A 21,653-nucleotide genomic window follows, 5' to 3' on the forward strand; every position below is an offset into this window, starting at 1 on the left:
TCGAAGGCGGAGCCGGCAGATTTACAGTCTGCTCCCTTTGGCCACTCGGGAACCCCTCCAGGGTGTTTTTCTTATCACTACTGATAAGACTTAACTGATGTTTTCCCAACACATCACTCAAGTGCGGAGCGCATCTTATCAAACTCGCTCCCTCTGTAAACTGTTTTTTTAGTAAATTGAATTGAATGCTGTCTTTTTCGGCAAACTCGCAACTTATTGAGCGTTTTAGTCGCTTAAGTCACAGTGTGCCTTACACTTTTACTGGCAATCTTTACGTTCCTTGACGTTCAAGTTGCGTATCACTCGCTACAATATAGCTAGATTTTCTAAACACTAAGCCAGATCATGAATAAAAACACTGTATTTTCATTGACATTACTGACGCTGCTTATCCATAGCGCAGGGTTATCCGCTCAAGAGCCAGCGCAATCTCCTGCGATTTCTGTGGTCACTGAGCAAGTTCAATCGCAGCAGATTTCTCAATCGCTTTCTTTAGTCAGCAAGCTCAAAGCCCAACAATCGGTAGAAATGGCCGCAGAAGTGGCGGGCAAGGTCAATTTGATTGCCGTGCAAGCCAATCAGCAGGTGAAAAAAGGTCAGTTATTGATCCAGTTAGAGGATGACAAAGCCCAAGCTGCGGTGGTGGAGGCGAAAGCTTATCTGCAAGATGAGCAGCGTAAATTAACCGAATATGAACGCTTACTGAAACGTAATGCGATTACGCCAACCGAAATTGATGCGCAGCGTGCCAGTGTGCAGATCGCGCAAGCGAGATTGGATGCGGCGCGCGCTAATTTGGCCGATTTACATATCACGGCTCCGTTTGAAGGCACGGTCGGCTTTATCGATTTTAGCCGTGGCAAATGGGTGAGTGCTGGTGCAGAGCTAGTGACCTTGGATGATTTATCGCTAATGCAGCTCGATCTACAGATCCCTGAACGTTATCTGCCACAGATCAGCGATGGTATGACAGTACAAGGGATCAGCGATGCTTGGCCTGCTCATCAGTTTGTTGGTTCGGTGGTGGCTGTGGATTCTCGCATCAACCAAGAGACGCTCAATTTGCGGGTGCGAGTGCATTTTCCTAATCCCGATCAGCGATTAAAGCCCGGCATGCTGATGTCGGCACGGATCAATTTTCCTGAAATTAGCGCGCCGATTATCCCGGTGCAAGCATTGGAATACTCGGGCACTAAACGTTTTGTCTACGTGATTGGCGACGATAATCTGGCCAAACGCCGCGAAGTGATACTAGGCGCGCGGGTTGAAAATCAGGTGGTGATTGAACAAGGTTTGGCGATAGGTGAAAAAATTGTCGTGCAAGGTATCGTCAACATGCGCGATAACGCACGGGTTACCGAAGTGACCGTCGAAGGGCGTCCGCTGAAAAAGGATGACAAATAATGTGGTTGTCAGACGTTTCAGTTAAGCGCCCAGTCGCGGCGCTAGTTCTGAGTATGTTGCTGTGTGTGTTTGGCTTGGTGTCGTTTAGCCAACTCGCAGTGCGTGAAATGCCGGATATTGAAAACCCAGTCGTTTCGGTTTCAACCCGCTATCAAGGTGCTTCTGCTACGATTATTGAAAGCCAGATCACCAGCGTGCTGGAAGATCAATTGGCCGGCATCAGCGGTATTGATGAAATCACCTCAATCAGCCGTAACGGTATGTCACGCATTACCGTGACCTTTGAGCTGGGTTACGATCTCAATACTGGGGTGAGTGATATTCGTGATGCAGTGGCGCGGGCACAGCGCTCCTTGCCTGACGAGGCCGATGATCCTCAAGTGTTCAAAAACAACGGTTCTGGCCAAGCTTCGGTGTATATCAATCTCAGTTCATCGGATATGGATCGCACCCAACTGACCGATTACATTGAGCGGGTGCTGCTTGACCGTTTCAGTTTGATCTCTGGGGTGAGCTCGGTCGATGTTTCCGGTGGCTTATACAAAGTCATGTACGTGCGCTTGAAGCCAGAATTAATGGCTGGGCGTGGTGTGACCACCAGTGATATTACTGATGCGCTGAATAAAGAGAATATTGAAAGCCCAGGTGGCGAAGTGCGCAATGATTCAACGGTAATGTCAGTGCGTACCGCGCGTGGTTATCAATCGCCGGAAGATTTTCAATATTTGGCGGTGAAGCGGGCGAGTGATGGCTCATCGGTGTATCTGAAAGATGTCGCGGATGTCTTTATCGGTGCCGAAAACGAAAATTCGACCTTTAAAAGTGACGGTATTGTCAACGTCAGCATGGGGATTGTGCCGCAGTCGGATGCCAACCCACTGGAAGTGGCGAAACGAGTACACCAAGAGGTCGATAAGGCGCAGCAATTCTTACCGAAAGGCACCCGTTTAGCGATTGACTATGACTCGACCGTATTTATTGAGCGTTCGATCAGTGAAGTTTATAGCACGCTGTTTATCACGGGTGGTTTAGTGGTGCTGGTGCTGTACATCTTTATTGGGCAATTACGTGCGACGTTAATCCCAGCGGTGACGGTACCTGTTTCACTGATATCCGCCTTTATGGCAGCGTATTATTTTGGCTTTTCGATCAACTTGATCACCTTAATGGCGTTGATCTTATCGATCGGTCTGGTGGTGGATGATGCGATCGTGGTGGTGGAGAATATTTTCCATCATATTGAGCGGGGTGAAAAACCACTGCTGGCGGCTTATAAGGGCACGCGAGAAGTGGGGTTTGCGGTCATTGCCACCACTTTAGTGTTGGTGATGGTATTTCTGCCGATCTCCTTTATGGATGGGATGGTTGGGCTACTGTTTACCGAGTTTTCGGTGCTGTTGGCGATGGCGGTCATTTTCTCTTCCTTGATCGCGCTGACTTTAACCCCTGTGCTTGGTAGCCATTTGTTGAAGGCGAATGTTAAACCGAGCCGATTCAATTTGTGGATTGACCGCTTTTTTGCCAAATTGGAGCACGCTTATCGTCTGGTGGTGAGCCGTGCGATCCGTTGGCGTTGGGCTGCGCCCGTGGTGATTATGTTCTGTCTGGGTGGCAGTTATGGTTTGATGCAATTGGTGCCTGCTCAGCTCACTCCATCAGAAGACCGCGGGGTTATTTTCGCCTTTGTGCGTGGTGCCGATGCGACCAGTTATAACCGGATGGCCGCCAATATGGAATTGGTTGAACAGCGTTTGATGCCGCTGGTGGGACAAGGCTTTTTGAAATCATTCAGTATTCAATCGCCTGCGTTTGGTGGTAATGCCGGCGATCAAACTGGTTTCGTGATCATGATCCTCGATGACTGGAATGAACGTAGCGTTACCGCACAACAAGCGCTAGGCCAAGTGCGTAAAGCTTTGGCGGGTATTCCTGATGTGCGAGTTTTCCCATTTATGCCCGGTTTTCGCGGTGGCTCAAATGAGCCAGTACAGTTTGTGCTCGGCGGCTCGGATTATTCAGAGCTAAAAACGTGGGCGGAAAAGTTAGAACAAGCGGCCGAGCAGTCACCATTTATGACCGGTGCCGATATTGATTATTCGGAACAAACCCCAGAATTAGTGGTGACGATCGATAAACAGCGAGCGGCAGAACTTGGGATCAGTGTTAAATCGATCTCCGAGACCCTAGAGGTGATGCTCGGTGGTAAAAGCGTTACCACCTTTGTTGAGCGTGGTGAAGAGTATGACGTTTATCTGCGTGGTGATGAAAACCGCTTTAACAATGCGGCTGACTTAAGCCAAATTTATCTGCGTACTAGTGCGGGTGATCTGGTGACGCTGGATACGGTGACACGCATCGATGAAGTGGCATCTGCAATTCGTCTTGCCCACTACAACAAGCAAAAATCGGTGACGGTGACCGCCAACTTGGAAACGGGTTACACCTTAGGTCAAGCGCTTGATTTTCTTGATCAACAGGCATTGGAGCTATTACCAAGTGATATTTCGGTCAGTTACTCAGGAGAGTCGAAAGATTTCCGCGAGAATCAATCGAGTGTTGCGATTGTGTTTGGCTTAGCGCTGCTGGTAGCGTATTTGGTATTGGCAGCTCAGTTCGAAAGCTTTATTAACCCATTGGTGGTGATGCTAACGGTGCCTATGGGGCTATTTGGTGGTTTCCTTGGCCTGTTTGTGATGGATCAAGGCATGAACATCTATAGCCAGATCGGTATGATCATGTTGATTGGTATGGTGACTAAGAACGGTATTTTGATTGTCGAATTTGCCAACCAGCTACGTGATCGTGGCATTGAGTTTGAAAAGGCGATTGTCGATGCTTCGGCACGTCGCTTGCGCCCAATTTTGATGACTGCGTTTACTACCTTGGCCGGATCTATCCCATTGATTATCTCTACTGGTGCTGGCTATGAGAGCCGGATTGCGGTTGGTACAGTGATTTTCTTTGGAATGGGATTTGCCACCATCGTCACTTTGCTGGTGATCCCAGCGATGTATCGTTTAATCTCAGGTTCTACTCAAGCGCCTGGGCATGTCGAAGCTGAACTTAATCATGAGCTACAGCTTGATGTAAAAGGACGCGCTCAGCACTAGCGAGCCGTGCCGCCCACTACCACGTTATGTGGTGGTGGGCTTTTCATTTCACCAATGTCAATCCTCATCGTTAAGTAAATGTCACCTGTCGTATTTTTGATTCAAATTGGTGACGCTCAATTCTAATAAAATAAATCAAACGACTTTTATTATACTGCTTTCGTTCTAATTAATATCCAGCTCAATTTTGAGACACACATCATTGGTAAGGTTGGGATAAGCTAACCATCAGTTTTTACCAATAAGTTAGAAGCTATGCTGAAATCATAATAAAGCTTGTATTGAAATATGAAGACGAAACCTTTATCGATACTGATCGTTTGTACGGGTAATTTATGTCGTTCACCGATGGCTGAAATTATTTTACGTGAAAAAATTCGCCAGCAGAATTTGAATATTAAAGTCAGCAGTGCAGGGATGTTAAATACACAGCGAAAACAGCCTGATCAAAAAGCACTGCAAGCGATACAGTATTGTGGCTATCAAACAGGATTTAATCCTGTGCGGCAAATCAATCAACAAGATTTTATTGAACATGATTTTATCTATGCGATGGACCGAACCCATTTGGCAGATTTGCTCGATCGATGCCCAGTGCATCATAAACATAAACTCGCTCTGTTCCTGAGCCAAGCATCTCGGCTGGAACGAGAGGTCCCAGACCCTTACCAAGGGGCGTGTGACGTGTTTCTGCGCACTGCACTATTGATTGAGTCTGGGGCAATCGCATTAATTGATTATTGGCAACAGATGGGATTAGGCGCCCATGAGGTTAACCCATTAGACGAGAATAAATAACGGAATATCACATATGGATATGATGAATCAAACAAAGCAAGGTAAATCGAAAGTTTAGTGATTTATTTAACTAAAGAATGAAAGCGATCGCCACCGTTAAATAGCGTAGCCCTTCTGTCTGATAGCTTGGTTAAATACGAGATTATTTTAAATTGAGTTAATAATCTATAGACGTATTAATAGCAGGCAACTTAGGTTGTGAACTTTATTTGTGGTGATAGTGAGCCTTGTTTTATTCGAATATATCTAATTGGCTAGTAAAAACTAATGCTAAATAATTAGTTTTGTTAAAGCTGTTGTTTATGTTGCTACTCATTATTAATGGGCATGAATGACTGTTGCTCGGATTTAATAGAATTCCCTTTAAGGAATATTTACGGAAGAGGATATAGGGACGTGAAGAAAGTTCTCATCGTATTTGGTACCCGCCCTGAAGCGATCAAAATGGCACCATTGGTTTTGCAACTCAGCCAAGATAGTCGTTTTGAAGTCAAAGTGTGTGTCACTGGGCAGCATCGCGAAATGCTTGATCAAGTATTGCAGCTATTTGCTATCACGCCAGATTTTGATCTCAATATCATGCAGCCGGGGCAAACTCTGAATGGGGTCACGAGCAAAATTTTGCTCGGGATGCAGCCGATATTGAGCAGTGAGCAGCCTGATGTGGTTTTAGTTCATGGCGACACTGCGACCACTTTTGCCGCTTCATTAGCCGCTTATTATCAACAAATTCCGGTTGGGCACGTCGAAGCTGGTTTAAGAACGGGCAATCTTTATTCGCCTTGGCCTGAAGAGGGAAACCGCAAGCTAACCGCTGCGCTGACCGAGTACCATTTTGCTCCCACCGACACCTCGCGTGACAATTTATTGCAAGAGAATTACTCCGCGAAAAACATTTTTGTCACTGGCAATACCGTGATTGATGCTCTGCTCAAGATCCGCAACAAAATCCGCGCCGATGCCGATCTGCAAGCCACCTTAGAGAGTCAGTTTCCGCAGTTGGATGCCAGTAAGAAACTGATTTTGGTTACCGGGCATCGCCGTGAGAGCTTCGGTGGTGGTTTTGAACGTATCTGTTACGCCTTGCGCAATACTGCCGCTCGCCATCCTGAATGCCAAATTCTCTATCCCGTACATCTCAATCCTAATGTGCGTGAGCCTGTGAATCAGTTACTGCGCGGGGTCAGCAATATCATGCTGATTGAGCCACAGCAGTATCTGCCTTTTGTCTATTTAATGGATCGCTCGCACATCATTTTGACCGACTCCGGCGGTATTCAAGAAGAAGCGCCATCACTGGGCAAACCGGTATTGGTGATGCGTGAAACAACCGAGCGCCCGGAAGCGTTAGCCGCAGGTACAGTGAAATTAGTCGGAACCGATCCACAACAAATTTGTGCTGCATTGAGCTCACTGCTGACCAATCAACAAGCGTATCAAGCGATGAGTCAAGCTCACAACCCATACGGGGACGGTCAAGCCTGTCAACGTATTGCCGACATTTTAGCGAAATCGATGAATTAGGGGATAGAAGATGTTTAGTAAAGTTTCAGTGATTGGTCTGGGCTACATTGGGCTGCCAACCGCCGCAGTATTGGCTTCTCGTGGCCTCGATGTGGTAGGGGTGGATGTCAATCCTCATGCGGTGGAAACCATCAACAAGGGAGAAATTCATATTGTTGAGCCGGATCTCGATATTGTGGTGCGCAGTGCGGTGATGACCGGCAAGCTTAAAGCGACCTTAACTGCCGAACCTGCGGATGCCTTCTTGGTGGCCGTTCCTACCCCATTTAAAGGTGACAATCACGAACCTGATCTCAGTTACATCGAAGCGGCGGCAAAAACCATTGCTCCTGTACTGGCTAAAGGCAACTTAGTGGTGTTGGAAAGTACCTCCCCAGTGGGAGCCACGGAACAATTGACCCAATGGTTGGCGCAAGCGCGGCCTGATCTGACCTTTCCGGCCCAGAAGGGCAGCTCAGCAGATATTAAAATTGCCTATTGTCCAGAGCGAGTGTTGCCGGGACATGTTCTACAAGAACTGGTCAGTAATGACCGCGTGATTGGTGGCATTAGCAAAGCGTGTAGTGAAAAAGCTGTCGCACTATACAAAACCTTTGTTAAAGGTGAGTGCATCGTAACTAACGCACGTACGGCCGAAATGGCCAAATTGACCGAAAACTCATTTCGTGACGTCAATATTGCCTTTGCTAATGAACTGTCATTGGTGTGTGACAAGTTAAAAATTAACGTGTGGGAGTTGATCCGTTTAGCCAACCGTCATCCTCGGGTGAGCATTTTAAGCCCCGGCCCTGGCGTCGGTGGGCACTGTATCGCAGTCGATCCGTGGTTTATTGTGAATAGTTGCCCAGCTCAAGCACAATTGATCCGTACCGCGCGTGAAGTCAATGATGGCAAGCCACATTGGGTGGTTGAGCAAGTTCAGCTGGCGGCAGATCAATTCAAAACCCCGATCATCGCTTGTTTAGGTTTGGCGTTTAAAGCGGATATTGACGATTTACGGGAAAGTCCAGCCTTAGATATTACTTATCACCTAGCACAAAGTCAGGTCGGCCAATTACTCGCCGTTGAGCCTAATATCACCGACTTGCCGAGCAAACTTGCCAAGCAAGGTGTTGAGTTAGTGTCCTTAGAACGAGCACTGGAATTGGCGAATATTATTGTGGTGTTGGTTGATCATAAAGAGTTTAAAGCGGCGGATAAAACTGAATTTGCCAAGAAGGTCGTGATCGATACACGCGGAGTGGTGGCATGAGTTCACCTTGGATGCTGATTAAAGCCGATCTTTATCGGCATACTGGGCGAGTGAGTTTTGGGCTAGTGGTAAAACATCTGCTGCTCAATGCTGGTTTTTGTTACATGTTCTGGTTTCGCCTATGTCGCAGCCAAAATTTGTTGCTACGCACCTTGGCTCGTGTCATGCACCGAATGCTATCGATTCGCTACCAAATCCAATTACCAAAAGAGACGCAAGTTGGTCCAGGGTTATACCTGGGCCACGCCACTGGTGTGATTGTCAATAGTACCGCAATCATTGGTGCCAATTGTAATTTAAGTCCTTTTACCGTGATTGGTTCAAACCAAGGGCAAGCTGCGATAATCGAAAATAATGTCTATATTGGTCCTCATGTAGCCCTCGTTGAAAATATTACTTTGGGTGAAGGGGCGATTATTGGCGCTGGTAGTGTAGTAACTCATGATGTTGCTAAACATACGGTGGTGGCGGGTAATCCTGCTCGAGTTATCCGCACATCTTGCCATCCGAGCTACATTCGCAATCCAGTAACGCTGGAAATAAATTTATGAAAAAAATACTACTGATTGTCCCTCTTACTACCCTTGAGTGGGGAACGAAAAATGCAGGTGGTGTTGATTCCGTATGCCAGATGTTAGTGCGCGAGCTTGCTCAGCAAGAACGCCCATATCATTACCGAGTGTTAGCGTTTGACCCGCTCAACAATCACTCTTATTCAAGCAAGGTTATTCAGCTATCAAAACATGTGGAAGTGGTGTTTTGCCCGTTTAGGGAAAAGCGATTCGGGCTGTCTTTGCCTAGCTTATTGTCTAATTGGCTCCGTATCCAAGAGCAACTAAAAGAATATAAGCCAGATTTGGTTCATTCTCATCTAAACAGCTGGATGGTGGGGGTGGGACAGAAAAATCGTAATGTTTTAACCTTGCATTCTTATCGCAAAATTGGGCGTAAGCCAGTTTCAAAAATGAATGATTTTGTTTACGAACAAGTCATTCCATGGCTGAGCAATTTTTCTGTCGATTATTATACTTGTGTTGGTGAGGAGTTGCATCAGGCACTATCACCTGAGACTAATAAGCCAATTCAAGTTATTGGTAATCCTGTAGATCCTGACTATTTTTTGGCTATTTCAGCATCCCAGAAGATTATTAATGCAGAGCTAAATCTTGTGACGTGTGCACTTATTACCCGCAACAAAAGGATCGACCGAGCGATTATATTACTTCGTGAACTAAAACTGCGTGGTCGACTTGCCATATTACGTATTATAGGACCAAGCAAGGATCCTAGTTATTACGCACATTTAAAGAAAATGGTACAAAATAATGACGTTGAACAAGAAGTGATTTTTCTTGGTAGACTTAATAAAAATGAAATTATCGAGCAATATCAGTTGGCCGATGTTGGTGTATTTACTTCCGCCCAAGAAACTTTTGGCTTAGCACCGTTGGAGATGTTAGCAGCAGGTTTGCCGTTAATTTCTACACCTGTTGGTATTTTAAGTGAACGACAAGATGAGTTTATTAAGTTTGGGGTGACTTTTATGAAAGAAGGTGACGAATCGCTAATTGCTGAGCGCATCGATAAAATAAAAATCACTGATACTAAGGCTGTACGATCGTATCTTCGAGAACACTTTGGAGTGGAGAATGTAATCGAACGTTACCAAAGCCTATATCGGGAGGTGTTGAATTGATTACTAGTTTATTCAAATATGCGCCTGCTCAGGTTTTTTCTGCACTGAGCTTATTTGCATTGATATCAATACATTCTCGATTTTTAGCTCCTGAAGAGTATGGCTTGCTAGCAATATTGCTTGTTTTTGCTGAGGGTGCAAGATCTGTATTTATCCAGTGGATAAATAGTTGTTTATTAAGATTTTATTCAGCGATGGATATTGATGATAAATCTGCACTTCTTTCTCAGTTAACACAATGGTTAATATTTTTTTTAGGAATATCTAGCGTTGTAGTTGCAGCCCTCATGTTTGCATTTTCTATTTTTTCTTTTGCGAGCTTTATTGCTGTTTATTTATTATTAATAACTAAAAGTGTATATCTTTTTTTAATTGAGTGCACAAGGGTAAAAGAGAAGTCTTCGCTATACCGTAGATCTGTATTTATTCAATCTGTATTTTCTATGAGTGTGACATTTATAGCTTTAAGTTGGCATGCAGATATTTTAATTGCAATATTATCATTGTCATTTAGTTATTTCACTTCAATTGTTATTATTGGTTTTAAAGTAGGTGCTTATGTTAGGCTAAGTTCAGTACAGCGTCAGGAAGTAATTAGTTATGGTTTGCCGTTTATGTTATCAGGACTCATAGGAATATTAGCCACCAGAAGTGATAGACTCTTAATTGCATCAATTACTAACTTAGAGCAAGCTGGAGTTTATTCTGTAGTTAATAACCTAATTATGGGGGTAATGAGCATTGTATTTATGATTATTGCATTGCCATTGTATCCAGAATTAACAAAAATTGTTGGGGATCAACATAGCCTCTATCATCGTCATAAAAATTACAGTGGATTATTAATAGCTTTAACATTACCTGCTTTAGTCGGCGTTTGTCTGATAGCACCAGTATTTATAGAGGTTTTTCTCGGAGAGTTATATCATGATCTTGATTTAAGAATATGGTATCTAATTTCATTGTCTGCTTGGCTTATTAACATTAAATGGCATTTTTTGGATCACGGGTTTCAGTTTATTTTTAAAACTAAATGGATGCCTGTAATTACTGGCTTTATATTGTTAACGCAAGTTACACTATTTATTTTTTTCGTACCTAAGTATGGTGTTTTTGGGGCTGCAAGTTGTCTTGCTGTTGCATTTTTTATGGGTGCATTATGTAGTCTCATCATTGGAATACTTCTAGGGTATAGATATCCATGGCCTCAAGATTTACATAAAACGTTAATATCTACAATAGTTATGTCTATTACTATTTATTACTTTTTAGATAAATTAAATTTATTCATAGCGATAATTAAACTTTTAATTCTTGTTTCAGTTGGGTTTTTATCATATTTAAGTACGCATATAGTTCTGAATGGTTTTCTTATCCGTAGCCACTTTAAAATATGGAGGCGTTGACGTGTTGACCAATAATGTTTACTTTTCCATTTTGATGGCTATCACCTCATCAGTTATTTTTGGGAGCTATCTTCTAGAAAATTTTGGGGTTCCATATGTATCTGATGGTGGTTCCCCTTTATTAAAAATACACTTATATTCTTATATTATAATGTTATCTTATTTTATCGTGTCCATTAAAATGGGGTGGGCATGGCTTTATAATACACTTGATAAATATTTTCAGGCATGGTTGATCTCTTTGTTTTGTGTATTATTTGTTATTATTTATGGTTATTTTAGACATGGTGTGTCTGGGATGGCATATATGGTTAATACATTTTTGGTATCATTGATAATCATTCCATTAATATCTATTTTGAGTAGTTGTCAGGCGGAAAGAATACTAAGGTTAGTGTCATATTTAATCTTGATTAATTCGATTATTGCAATTTTTGAATTTTTGACAAATTACCGATTTGTTGATGTTGAATTTAAGGATTTTTCATATTTTCGTTCAAGCGCTTTACTAACACATCCATTAAATAATGCATTGATAACTGTAAGTTTGAGTTTGGTTTTATTTAATAGGACATTTTTGCCAGGGGTTGTATATGTATTAATAACATTGCTTGCTCTTTTCTCATTTGGTGGTCGCTCGGCATTGGTAATATTTTTGTTTGTGCTTTTTATTTATTGTTGCCCCAAGTTGTGGAAGTTTATAACATCGGGTGTTAAGGCTAATAAAAAACGTGTTGCATTATTTACGCTGACAGGGTATTTGTCTATTTTTATTTTTTTTGCGGTGATTTTAAATTCTGGAATAACTGAAAGGATTATGTCAAATCTTTACATTGATGGAAGTGCTTCGGCTCGTATAGATGTGTTTTTTCTTCTTGAGCAACTTACCGTTCGTGAGTGGATTTTGGGAGCAAGTCATCGATTGTTAGAAACTATTGAATTGTATATTGGAATAAATGTCATTGAGAATTATTTTATTGGTTGGATTTTTACATTTGGATTAGTTGGAGCTGTACCATTGGCAATATGTGTTTTTTTTCCATTGTATAAATTTGCGATGAATGGTGATTACTCATCAAAATTATCAGTTTTGCTTTTTTTGCTTGTTGGAATTACGAATAACTCATTAACCACAAAAACACCTGTATTATTATTGCTTTTTTGTGTTCTATATTTAAATACTATTCAAGATAGTATTCCGGATAGCTCTTTAACCAATAAAAATGAAGGTGGTGGAAGTAATGCCTAATGCAATTTTCTTTTATAGATTTTCTCGGTGGTTATATTTGAAGGGCGTGCCAATAATCCCTAAAATATTTCAATTTATTATTTTTTTACTGTATAACTCAAAGATTCCACCAGATGCAGATATTGGTGATGGATCATTTTTAGTTGTAAAAGGTATTTCTGTAGTCATTATTAATAATGCCAAAATAGGTAAAAATTGTCGAATAGGTATTGGTTGTAGGATTGTAGGTAAAGGACCTTATAAAAATGTTCCTATTATCGGCAATGACGTTTTCTTGGGGCCTGGTTGTGTAATTGTTGGTCCGGTAATTATTGAGGATAATGTTGTTATAGCGCCAAATTCGGTTGTTACAAAAAGTGTTCCTCAAGGCGCTATTGTTGCTGGGATCCCGGCAAAGATTATTGGAAATGTGTCAGAACTGGATTATGACATTTTGAAGAATGAAAGCTATTTAGATGGTTACATGCCATTTATGAATAGAGCTTAGGTGTTGTTCTGATATTTTATTTTTGGTTTTTTTCTGTCATGAATCTTGTTATTAAATGGATATTTTAACTGTAAGAATTGAAATGAATCATAAGGAATACAACTGATGTTTACCAGTTCATTTTATGTTAACGCGCCGATTTGGTTACAAAGTTTGCTGCTTTCTCTGCGTGCGCTATCACGGAAATTGGCTCGAGAAAATAGCGAAATGCGTGCTGTTTTAAATGAGATTCAAGCTAATCAATATTCAACAGCACATTTAATTGAGTATCAACAAAAAAAATTGCAACAGACCTTAGATAATGCTTGTTGTAATATTCCTTTTTATCAGTGCCAACAGAAAGTAACTACTCGGTTAGAAAATTTTCCTTACATCGATAAAAGCGTTCTGCTTGTTGATCATCAACAGTTTATTTCAAAGATTAAACCTTCAGTGGTAGTGCATGGGGCGACCAGTGGTACCACTGGTACACCGTTGACCATCTTGCAAGATATGCAGTCGGTGATCCGTGAACAAGCTTTTGTTGAAAGACAAATGGCTTGGGCTGGGTATCGTAAAGGTGATAAACGTGCTTGGCTACGTGGAGATATGGTGGTGCCATTGAGCCAAAAGCAAGGCCCATTTTGGCGCTATTCGTGGTTTGAACAGATGATCGTTCTGTCATCATTCCATCTCACTGCACAAACTATTCCGAGTTATCTGCAAGCCATGGTCGATTTTGGGGTAGAGATAATTCAAGCTTACCCGTCTTCGATTGCAGCTTTAGCTCGCTATTTAGAGGCGAAACAAAGTTACTACCCAGCCAAGCTCAAGTCGATCATCACCTCTTCAGAATCCTTATCAGCAGAAGATAGACAAATTATTGAAACACGTTTTGGCTGCAAAGTGTTTGATTGGTACGGGCAATTTGAGCGAGTTGCGGCGATTGGCCAGTGTGAGCACGGGCGCTATCACCTGTTATCTGATTATTCGTATGTTGAATTACTGCCGGCGGGAGAAGGTCGCTATGAACTGGTGGGGACTAATTTTAACAACCACTATTTTCCATTGATCCGTTATAAAACCGGTGATCATGTTTATTTAGATAAACATGATAGTTGCCCTTGTGGTCGCGTGTTTCCTGTTATTCAACGTATTGATGGACGAATTGGCGATTATCTGTTGGGGGAAGATGGACAAAAAGTGCATATCCTTAATCATATTCCCAAAGGGGTCGCAGGGGTTATTGCTTGCCAATTTGTACAACATGAACGGCAACATATTGTGGTGAAAGTTGTTGCTGAAGCTGAGCAATTTAATCTGGAACAGCAACAGAAATTAATCAGTAATACTCAAACACGGTTAGGTAGTTCAATTAAGGTAACGGTTGATATGGTTACTGAACTTGAGCGCAGTGCCAACGGTAAAATTCGCCAAGCCATTTGTACCATTAAGGATGTGTTGTGAGAAAAGCGATCAATCTAATGGTGTCCACCGACCATAAGGGGCAAGGTGGGGTGGCGACTGTGGTATCAACTTATGCCGATTGCGGTTTTTTAGAGGCCAATCAAATCAAATTGATTGCCTCCCATTCGAGCTTAGATCAAGCAAACAAGTGGCGCATGCTATTGCGTTTTATGTTTGCTCTCCGCCAATTGCTTTACTGTTTTATTGTTTACCGAGTTGGGGTCGTGCATATCCATATGTCTTCCCGTGGCAGTTATCGACGTAAAGCGGTGATTGTACGTTTGGTGAAGCGCTTAGGTGGCAAAGTGATTTTGCATTTGCATGGCGCGGAGTTTCACGATTTTTATCGTGCTGAGTCTTGCCACGTTCAACTGCAGATCCAACAAACTTTTGCGTTAGCCGATCATGTGTTGGTGCTATCAACTCAGTGGTTGAGCTGGGTACAACAAACTTTCGGCCGTTTCCAAGGGGTTTCTGTTCTGTATAACGCTGTCCCCAGTTTGGATTTAGATCGCCAACTCGCCGAGCCCGGTAGCATTGCTTTTCTTGGTCGTTTAGGTGCGCGTAAAGGTGTTGGTGATTTGATTCAAGCGTTTGCCCTAGTAAAACAGCGCTGTCCGAACGCACAGCTTTTTTTAGCTGGTGATGGCGATCTTAACACTTATCAAACATTAGCGAAGCGATTAGGGGTCGCCAACGCGGTGCATTGTCTCGGTTGGATCTCCGGTCAAGCTAAGCTCAATTTACTAAGTAAAACCGATATTTATTGTTTACCGAGTTATAACGAAGGTTTTCCGATGGGAGTGATCGAAGCGATGTCAGCAGGGATTGCGGTTGTTGCCAGCCGAGCGGGCGGGATCCCCGATGCCATTACCGATGGTGACCAAGGCCGCTTAGTGAATGCTGGCGATGTGGCAGGACTGGCTCTGGCACTGGGTGATCTGATTGAGAATAGAATAGAAAATCAACGTGTTGCAGCCGAAGGTAAGCAAAAGTTTAGCGAAAATTTCTCGTTGCAGGCGGTTATCCCGCAGCTACAAACTCTTTACGATGAGCTTTTAACATCATGAAATCATCCACGATTAGTCACATTAGCCAAGTTTTACTTGACCAAGCTCGAGCGGAACAGTTTGCCGGCTATGATCCATTTGATGGCCTGAACTCAAGCTGGTTTGGTTGGTTACCGGTAGGTAAAGATTCGCTCTTTGGATTGGCTTGGATCCAGCTATTCAAGCGCTCGCCGTTTAATCTTCGCCCATGGTTTGGCGTGCCTAAAGCTCGTAATCCTAAAGGGGTGGCTCTATTTATCCTTGGCTTGATTGAACACTACCAAGTGACCTCAGATCCTGCGTTATTAACGGAGGCCGAGCGACTTGCCGAATGGCTGATTAGCCAACGTTGTGATCAAAATACCTGGCATGGTGCCTGTTGGGGATATCATTTTGACTGGAAAGCGCGCGCGTTTTTTGTGCCTAAAGGCAAGCCCAATGTGATCACCACCGTTTATGTTTGCCGCGCCTTACATCGGTTAGGAAGTATTACTGGTCGTAGCGACTGGGTTGCACTAGCGCTCAGCAGTGGTGAGTTTATTACTCAACATTTATTGACACAAAATGAGTGCGGTGAATTTTTTGCCTATATCCCCGGAGAAAGCGCATTTGTACACAATGCCAGTTTATGGGCAGCTGCGTGGCTAGCGGTCGTCGGTAGTGAAACCGGGCGAGCGGAGTACCGCCAGCTTGCGTTACGTATTGCACGTAACAGTGCGCAAGCTCAGGCTAGCGATGGTAGCTGGGCTTATGGCACGCGTCATCACCATCAATTTATTGATGGCTTTCATACCGGCTATAACCTCGAAGCGTTGCATCTTTTGCGTAGTGTATTAGTGACCAGAGAATTTGATGCCGTGATTGCCCAGGGGTTAGCGTTTTATCGACAACACCTGTTGGCGGAAGATGGTACCGCTAAGTATTACCATAACAACCCTTATCCACTCGACCCGCATTCGGTTGCACAAGCGATTATCACGTTGTTGACCATCGGTGATGGTGAGAGTGATATTGTTTTGGTTGAGCGCATTATCCAGCGTGCGGTAGCCACATTGTATCTACCTGATCGAGGTCAGTTTGTTTATCAGCGTAACCGACATTCAGTGAATCGCATTCACTACACGCGTTGGACTCAAGCATGGATGTATTTGGCATTACGCCTGTCTTTAACCCACAGTAACAAGGAGTAGCAAATTGAAACGCATAACTTTTCTTGGTAGCCCAATGGATGTCGCTTCAATGAGTGAAACCGTTGCGCTGATCCGTGAACGTATTCTGCGCCACGAGTTTACCCAGCATGTCGTAGTCAATGTGGCGAAATTAGTCAACATGCGTAAAGATCCGCAATTGGCTCAATCAGTCACCGAGTGTGATCTGATCAATATTGATGGTATGGGCGTGGTCTGGGGGGCTCGTTTTCTCGGTCACGCGGTACCTGAACGAGTCGCTGGTGTTGATTTATTCTTAGAACTCAATGCGATGGCAGAGAATGAACAGCTTGCGGTCTTTTATTTGGGCGCTCAACCGGACATTGTAGCCAAAACCGCTGCGGTCATGCAGACTAAGCACCCCCAGTTGACCATCGCCGGATACCACCATGGCTATTTTTGGGATGATGAACAAGCAATCGTGGAGAAAATTCGTCAATCAGGCGCTCAGTTGCTGTTTGTCGCGATTACCTCTCCGAAAAAAGAAAACTTCATTAACCGTTGGAAAGATCAGTTAGGCGTCTCGTTTGTTATGGGCGTTGGCGGTACGTTTGATGTGGTGGCTGGACATGTATCCCGTGCGCCTTTGTGGATGCAACAATTCGGCTTGGAATGGTTTTATCGGGTATTACAAGAGCCTAGAAGAATGTGGAAACGTTATTTATTGACGAATAGTCAATATATTTGGATGCTACTTGTTGAGAAGTTCAGCGATTCAAAATAAGTGAATAGTTCTTTTGTTTATTTATGTTTTTTGTTTGTAATTATTTTGGATGAAATCTGAGTAATCAGTTATGAAGTCTATTGGTGTAAGTTTGTCTTATTTTCGATAAGCACAAATGCTTTTATCAAACTGGCGTGTTTTTATTATGATTTACCTTTAATATTTACTCTAGCTTGATACCAAAATGACACATTGATGCATATTAAGATGTTGCACTATGTTGATCATTTATTGCAGCATAATATGCTGGGTACAGGCCTAACCATTTACTTTTACAAGGAAAGGTAAACAATATGAAAATCCGTCGAACTTATCTAGCTGCATGTTTTGCATTGTTATTTTCATCAGCATCTTTTGCCGATGAAACTTGTAGTATTACTCCTGAAGTAACATTAAATCAAAATCAACTGCCTAGCGAAGGTGGCTACATATCCACTAAGTTGTCCATTGCTAATGAAAATTGTGGTAGCGTAAAATTTAAATATTGGCTTTCAGTGACTGGTCCTGATGGTCTTTATTTTCCGGCTAAAGCGGTCGTTGGTGCCGATACCTCACCTATCGAGTCAGAGCAAGGTCTACGTGAAGGAAACAACTTAAATGTTACTCGTGGTATTTGGGTTCCTGAATATATGAGAGATGGTAAATATACAGTCTCTTTACAGGTTGTTACCCAAGACGGTGATATCTTTAATAGTGATGAAGATTTTGCCAAAGGGGTTGACTTTAATAGCTTGCCCACAATTGATGGTGTCACACTTGAAGTGACCAATCAGCTAGATATTAAAAATGTAGCGAGTACTGGTGGTTATGTGCCATTTTCAATTAATGTTGAAAATGGACGCGATACTCAAGCTAAAGTGGAATTCTGGATGAGCGCCATTGGTCCTCATGGGTTGGTTATTCCTGTTCATGCTCGAGAAAAGTGGACCATCGCTTCCGGTGCTGATTATTCTAAAGTAAGAGGTTTTTGGTTCGAAGAAGGTTATCCTGCAGGGTATTATGTTATTAAGACTGAAATGGTAGATTTAGAGTCTGGTGCAAAAACAGAATCACTACTATTAGTCATTAAAGACTAATCTTCCGATCTGCGATCTTACTGAAACTGAGGCATATATAAGATATGCCTCAGTTGTTTTATCTGCTTATTCATTTTTCTGAGTTATTTTCTACAGTTATATTGGTGGTTTTGTTGTCTATGGATAGAAACTGGCTAGATGGTGTTAGGTTATATTGGTTGTTTTTGATTTGAACATGGTCGAAAGATAAAACACTATCTTGAGTTGTTGTTCTAATGATGGACTTATATTGATCTTCTATTCTGTTTTTTCCTTTTTCAAAATGGATATTATTAAAGGTATTCTGTTCTATTTTAATCTTTTTTATCGGTTGCTTTGCTGTGTTTTTTTTACCAAAGCTTTGTAATCTTATTCCTTGCTGAATGGTGTCAAAAGTATTACCTATGATCGAGATGTTACCCCATTGAATTTCTTTTGTTGTTCTTGGATTTGGATAAATGTTTATTGCAAATCCAAGGATATTATAAAATTTATTATTGATATAGCTGACATCAGAATAGTAGCTCACTTCATTAGCAGTTCCATTAATATCTGTAAATGTGTTGTTGGTGACTTTTGCTCCACGAGTTTCTGCGCGAGCAGAAAGCTTTAACTTACAACCAATAAATTGATTATTATCAATCAGGATATTTTGTGTGCCTGCTTTTTCGGTTCCTGTGGTTGCTTGGGTGGTTGTGACTTGCGCACAATCTTTAAACTTATTACCTCTGACGATGATGGAAGTGGAGCCTGGTTGATTGGAATGGTCATTACTGGCAGTGGTGATGCGTAATCCGGCATCACCAAACTGGTTAAATTGGTTGTGTATGATCCGGCTACCTTTAGTACTGCCTAAATAAATGCCTTGCTCTCCCCATATCGGTTGTTGATTACCATTATTAATTCCTTCGAAATGAATCGATTGCAGTGTGAGGTTTTGGGTATAAGCAATATGCAGTAAATATTCCCCAACAAATGGAGTGCATTTTTTTAAATGGCTACCATCTACACCACGGATAGTGATGTCATTTTTTTGTTTCAGGTGCAGCGTTCTGCAAATTTGATATTCGCCTGATGGAATGGTCAATATATCGCCATTGCTTAACTGATCTAGGGCATCTTGAAAGGCCGATGAATCATCAAGCCCATCATTGGCGATTGCACCAAAATCGGTTACATCAAAAGGATTAGCACTAGCTAAGCTGGAAAAGCTTAATAATAGCGCGAGAGAGCTTAATTGATAATGCACCGTGTGATCCTCTGATTAGTTAGCCATTTGTGTTCATATTGTGTTCACAGCCATGATGGATTGGCAGTAGGTAGGGTTGATATTAGCTTACGCTTCAACCAAAACTTTTCCTAATTGTGATTAATTTCCTTGTTTCTCAAAAATAACTCATGTGAAGGATATTGTCTCTATCATCTAAGCACTTTTCAATATGGTTGTTTTTATTTGTTTATTATATTTTGATTTAAAACTAAAGTTTATTTTCAGCATAAACCTTAGTTTTGATTTTTATACTAAGATTGGCTTGTCATTTAATGGTTTTTGTTTTCTATCTATTTGTTTTTGTTTTGTTTTTATTTATTTTGTGCTTTTTGATTAATTTGATATTAATGATTTTTACTGTGTTGCTTAGTTGGTGATATACATTGTGTCTTACAAATGACGCATGTTTTTCTATCAATAAAGATGTAGCCTGTATCCCACATGTCTCATACGTTAAGATTATTTATTGATGGTGTTTGTTTTTCTATTTTCTACATTTGATGTGGCAGGTTGGATAACATGATTCGATAAGGAGAGGGTGTGATGAAGGAAAAAGGTAGAATTCGGATTACTCATTATCAAGGGAAGTTCTTTTATCGACTGATCGATATTTTCTTTATTTTGTTGGTTATGTATCTTGCAGTAAAGGTTAATCAGCATGTAGTTACCATGGCTTATATTTCATTGGCATTGTTGGGTGGGCTTTTTTATTCATATATTGCTGAAAGTTTAGATATTTACAGTGATTGGCGTACGGCAAAGTTGCGATCTTTATCATTACATACCGCATTCTGTTGGGCTGCAACAATTGCTTGTCTCACCTTGCTGGGTTATTTCTTAAAAGTGAGTATCGACTTTTCCCGTCTAGTGATTGGTAATTGGTTTATTGGTACTTTTATTGTATTGATTGGCTGGCGTATATTGGCATTTGCCACTGTTTATTACATGCATAAAAAAGGCTTACACACTAGAAACTCAGTCATTATTGGTATGACAGTTCAGGGCAAAGAGCTAGCGGCGAATCTCATTCATAACCCTGAATTAGGGATTGTGATGCAAGGTTTTTATGATGATCGTGAACCTGCGCGCCTTGAAGATGGAGCACCAGTATTAGGCAGTATTAATGATGCGTTAAGTCTAGCTAAAACCGGTCAGGTGCAAAATGTGTACATTGCGTTGCCGATGCAGGCTCAGCATCGGATTAGCCAAATTCTAGAAGCGTTCTCTGATAGTACAGTCAACACCTACATCGTGCCTGATTTCTTTACATTCAATTTATTGCACTCACGTTGGTACACGATTGGCGATGTTAATGCCTTTAGTATTTTTGATAGCCCATTTAATGGACTATTGAACTGGGTTAAACGCTTTGAAGACTTGGTGCTGAGCAGCTTGATCTTGCTGTTGATTAGCCCTGTGTTATTAGTGGTGGCGCTTGGCGTCAAACTCAGCTCGCCTGGGCCGATCATCTTTAAACAAAATCGTTATGGTCTGGATGGTAAGCCAATTCAAGTTTGGAAATTTCGCAGTATGCGAGTGATGGATAATGGCAGCCAAGTATTGCAAGCCACCAAAGGCGATCCACGTGTTACTCGATTTGGAGCATTTATTCGCCGTACTTCATTAGATGAATTACCGCAATTTTTTAATGTGCTGCAAGGCAGTATGTCGATTGTCGGGCCAAGACCACATGCTGTGGCACATAATGAGCAATACCGCACCATTGTTAACCGCTACATGCTACGCCATAAAGTCAAACCGGGCATTACCGGATGGGCACAGATCAATGGTTGGCGTGGTGAGACGGATACCTTAGACAAGATGGAGCAACGAGTTCGCTTTGATCTCGATTATATTCACCGTTGGTCGCTGTGGTTCGATCTCAAAATTGTTTTTCTGACTATTTTTAAAGGCTTTGTGGGCAAAAATGTCTATTAAGTTAGTGTTCACTTACTTGAATGGCTCATGTACGACA

At 42.1% G+C, this 21,653-nt stretch carries 17 protein-coding genes; 16 read left to right on the forward strand and 1 reads right to left on the reverse strand.

Going from position 1 to position 21,653, the window contains the following annotated elements; all coding sequences use genetic code 11:
- Positions 1 to 345: 345 nt before the first annotated feature.
- The 15 genes from PUN32_RS00005 to PUN32_RS00075 all read left to right on the forward strand — a co-directional run bounded on the left by PUN32_RS00005 (position 346) and on the right by PUN32_RS00075 (position 18,429).
- On the forward strand, positions 346 to 1,404 hold the full coding sequence (locus tag PUN32_RS00005) for an efflux RND transporter periplasmic adaptor subunit (RefSeq protein WP_274721190.1): 1,059 nt from the start codon (positions 346 to 348) through the stop codon (positions 1,402 to 1,404).
- Positions 1,404 to 4,514, forward strand: coding sequence for a vibriobactin export RND transporter permease subunit VexH (vexH, locus tag PUN32_RS00010; protein ID WP_274721191.1), 3,111 nt, complete (start codon positions 1,404 to 1,406; stop codon positions 4,512 to 4,514). The genes PUN32_RS00005 and vexH overlap by 1 nt, the downstream gene beginning before the upstream one ends.
- A gap of 288 nt (positions 4,515 to 4,802) precedes the next feature.
- Complete coding sequence (locus PUN32_RS00015) at positions 4,803 to 5,312, forward strand: low molecular weight protein-tyrosine-phosphatase (RefSeq protein ID WP_274721192.1); 510 nt, start codon at positions 4,803 to 4,805, stop codon at positions 5,310 to 5,312.
- Positions 5,313 to 5,708: 396 nt separating this feature from the next.
- Entirely contained in the window at positions 5,709 to 6,836 is a 1,128-nt protein-coding gene (gene vpsA / locus PUN32_RS00020) for a UDP-N-acetylglucosamine 2-epimerase (non-hydrolyzing) VpsA (protein ID WP_274721193.1), read from the forward strand.
- 10 nt (positions 6,837 to 6,846) lie between these two features.
- On the forward strand, positions 6,847 to 8,088 hold the full coding sequence (gene vpsB / locus PUN32_RS00025; protein WP_274721194.1) for a UDP-N-acetyl-D-mannosamine dehydrogenase VpsB: 1,242 nt from the start codon (positions 6,847 to 6,849) through the stop codon (positions 8,086 to 8,088).
- Positions 8,085 to 8,639 carry an exopolysaccharide biosynthesis acetyltransferase VpsC gene (gene vpsC / locus PUN32_RS00030; RefSeq protein WP_274721195.1) on the forward strand — a complete coding sequence of 185 codons (555 nt, stop codon included), beginning with the start codon at positions 8,085 to 8,087 and terminating at the stop codon, positions 8,637 to 8,639. Before vpsB ends, vpsC begins: the two co-directional genes overlap by 4 nt.
- Positions 8,636 to 9,784, forward strand: a complete 1,149-nt coding sequence (locus tag PUN32_RS00035) for a VpsD family glycosyltransferase (RefSeq protein ID WP_274721196.1) — start codon at positions 8,636 to 8,638, stop codon at positions 9,782 to 9,784. Before vpsC ends, PUN32_RS00035 begins: the two co-directional genes overlap by 4 nt.
- On the forward strand, positions 9,781 to 11,190 hold the full coding sequence (locus PUN32_RS00040) for a lipopolysaccharide biosynthesis protein (protein ID WP_274721197.1): 1,410 nt from the start codon (positions 9,781 to 9,783) through the stop codon (positions 11,188 to 11,190). The genes PUN32_RS00035 and PUN32_RS00040 overlap by 4 nt, the downstream gene beginning before the upstream one ends.
- Position 11,191: 1 nt before the next feature.
- Positions 11,192 to 12,439 carry a VpsF family polysaccharide biosynthesis protein gene (locus PUN32_RS00045; protein ID WP_274721198.1) on the forward strand — a complete coding sequence of 416 codons (1,248 nt, stop codon included), beginning with the start codon at positions 11,192 to 11,194 and terminating at the stop codon, positions 12,437 to 12,439.
- Positions 12,432 to 12,926, forward strand: a complete 495-nt coding sequence (locus PUN32_RS00050) for a serine O-acetyltransferase (RefSeq protein ID WP_274721199.1) — start codon at positions 12,432 to 12,434, stop codon at positions 12,924 to 12,926. The genes PUN32_RS00045 and PUN32_RS00050 overlap by 8 nt, the downstream gene beginning before the upstream one ends.
- Positions 12,927 to 13,031: 105 nt before the next feature.
- Positions 13,032 to 14,372, forward strand: coding sequence for an exopolysaccharide biosynthesis protein VpsH (vpsH, locus tag PUN32_RS00055; RefSeq protein ID WP_274721200.1), 1,341 nt, complete (start codon positions 13,032 to 13,034; stop codon positions 14,370 to 14,372).
- Positions 14,369 to 15,442 (forward strand): exopolysaccharide biosynthesis glycosyltransferase VpsI, encoded by a 1,074-nt coding sequence (vpsI, locus tag PUN32_RS00060; RefSeq protein WP_274721201.1) that lies wholly within the window; start codon positions 14,369 to 14,371, stop codon positions 15,440 to 15,442. The genes vpsH and vpsI overlap by 4 nt, the downstream gene beginning before the upstream one ends.
- Complete coding sequence (gene vpsj, locus PUN32_RS00065; RefSeq protein WP_274721202.1) at positions 15,439 to 16,611, forward strand: exopolysaccharide biosynthesis protein VpsJ; 1,173 nt, start codon at positions 15,439 to 15,441, stop codon at positions 16,609 to 16,611. The genes vpsI and vpsj overlap by 4 nt, the downstream gene beginning before the upstream one ends.
- Positions 16,612 to 16,645: 34 nt before the next feature.
- Positions 16,646 to 17,353 carry an exopolysaccharide biosynthesis glycosyltransferase VpsK gene (gene vpsK / locus PUN32_RS00070; RefSeq protein ID WP_274721546.1) on the forward strand — a complete coding sequence of 236 codons (708 nt, stop codon included), beginning with the start codon at positions 16,646 to 16,648 and terminating at the stop codon, positions 17,351 to 17,353.
- A 293-nt stretch (positions 17,354 to 17,646) separates the two neighbouring features.
- Complete coding sequence (locus PUN32_RS00075) at positions 17,647 to 18,429, forward strand: RbmA family biofilm matrix protein (protein ID WP_274721203.1); 783 nt, start codon at positions 17,647 to 17,649, stop codon at positions 18,427 to 18,429.
- Between the two features lie 70 nt (positions 18,430 to 18,499).
- Here the strand turns inward: PUN32_RS00075 and PUN32_RS00080 are convergent, their stop codons facing one another.
- Positions 18,500 to 19,657, reverse strand: coding sequence for a pectate lyase family protein (locus tag PUN32_RS00080; protein ID WP_274721204.1), 1,158 nt, complete (start codon positions 19,655 to 19,657; stop codon positions 18,500 to 18,502).
- A gap of 561 nt (positions 19,658 to 20,218) precedes the next feature.
- Between PUN32_RS00080 and vpsL the strand changes: the two genes are divergently transcribed.
- Complete coding sequence (gene vpsL / locus PUN32_RS00085; RefSeq protein WP_274721205.1) at positions 20,219 to 21,616, forward strand: exopolysaccharide biosynthesis glycosyltransferase VpsL; 1,398 nt, start codon at positions 20,219 to 20,221, stop codon at positions 21,614 to 21,616.
- Positions 21,617 to 21,653: the final 37 nt, after the last annotated feature.

Source organism: Vibrio chanodichtyis (genome assembly GCF_028863985.1).
Lineage (GTDB): Bacteria > Pseudomonadota > Gammaproteobacteria > Enterobacterales > Vibrionaceae > Vibrio > Vibrio chanodichtyis.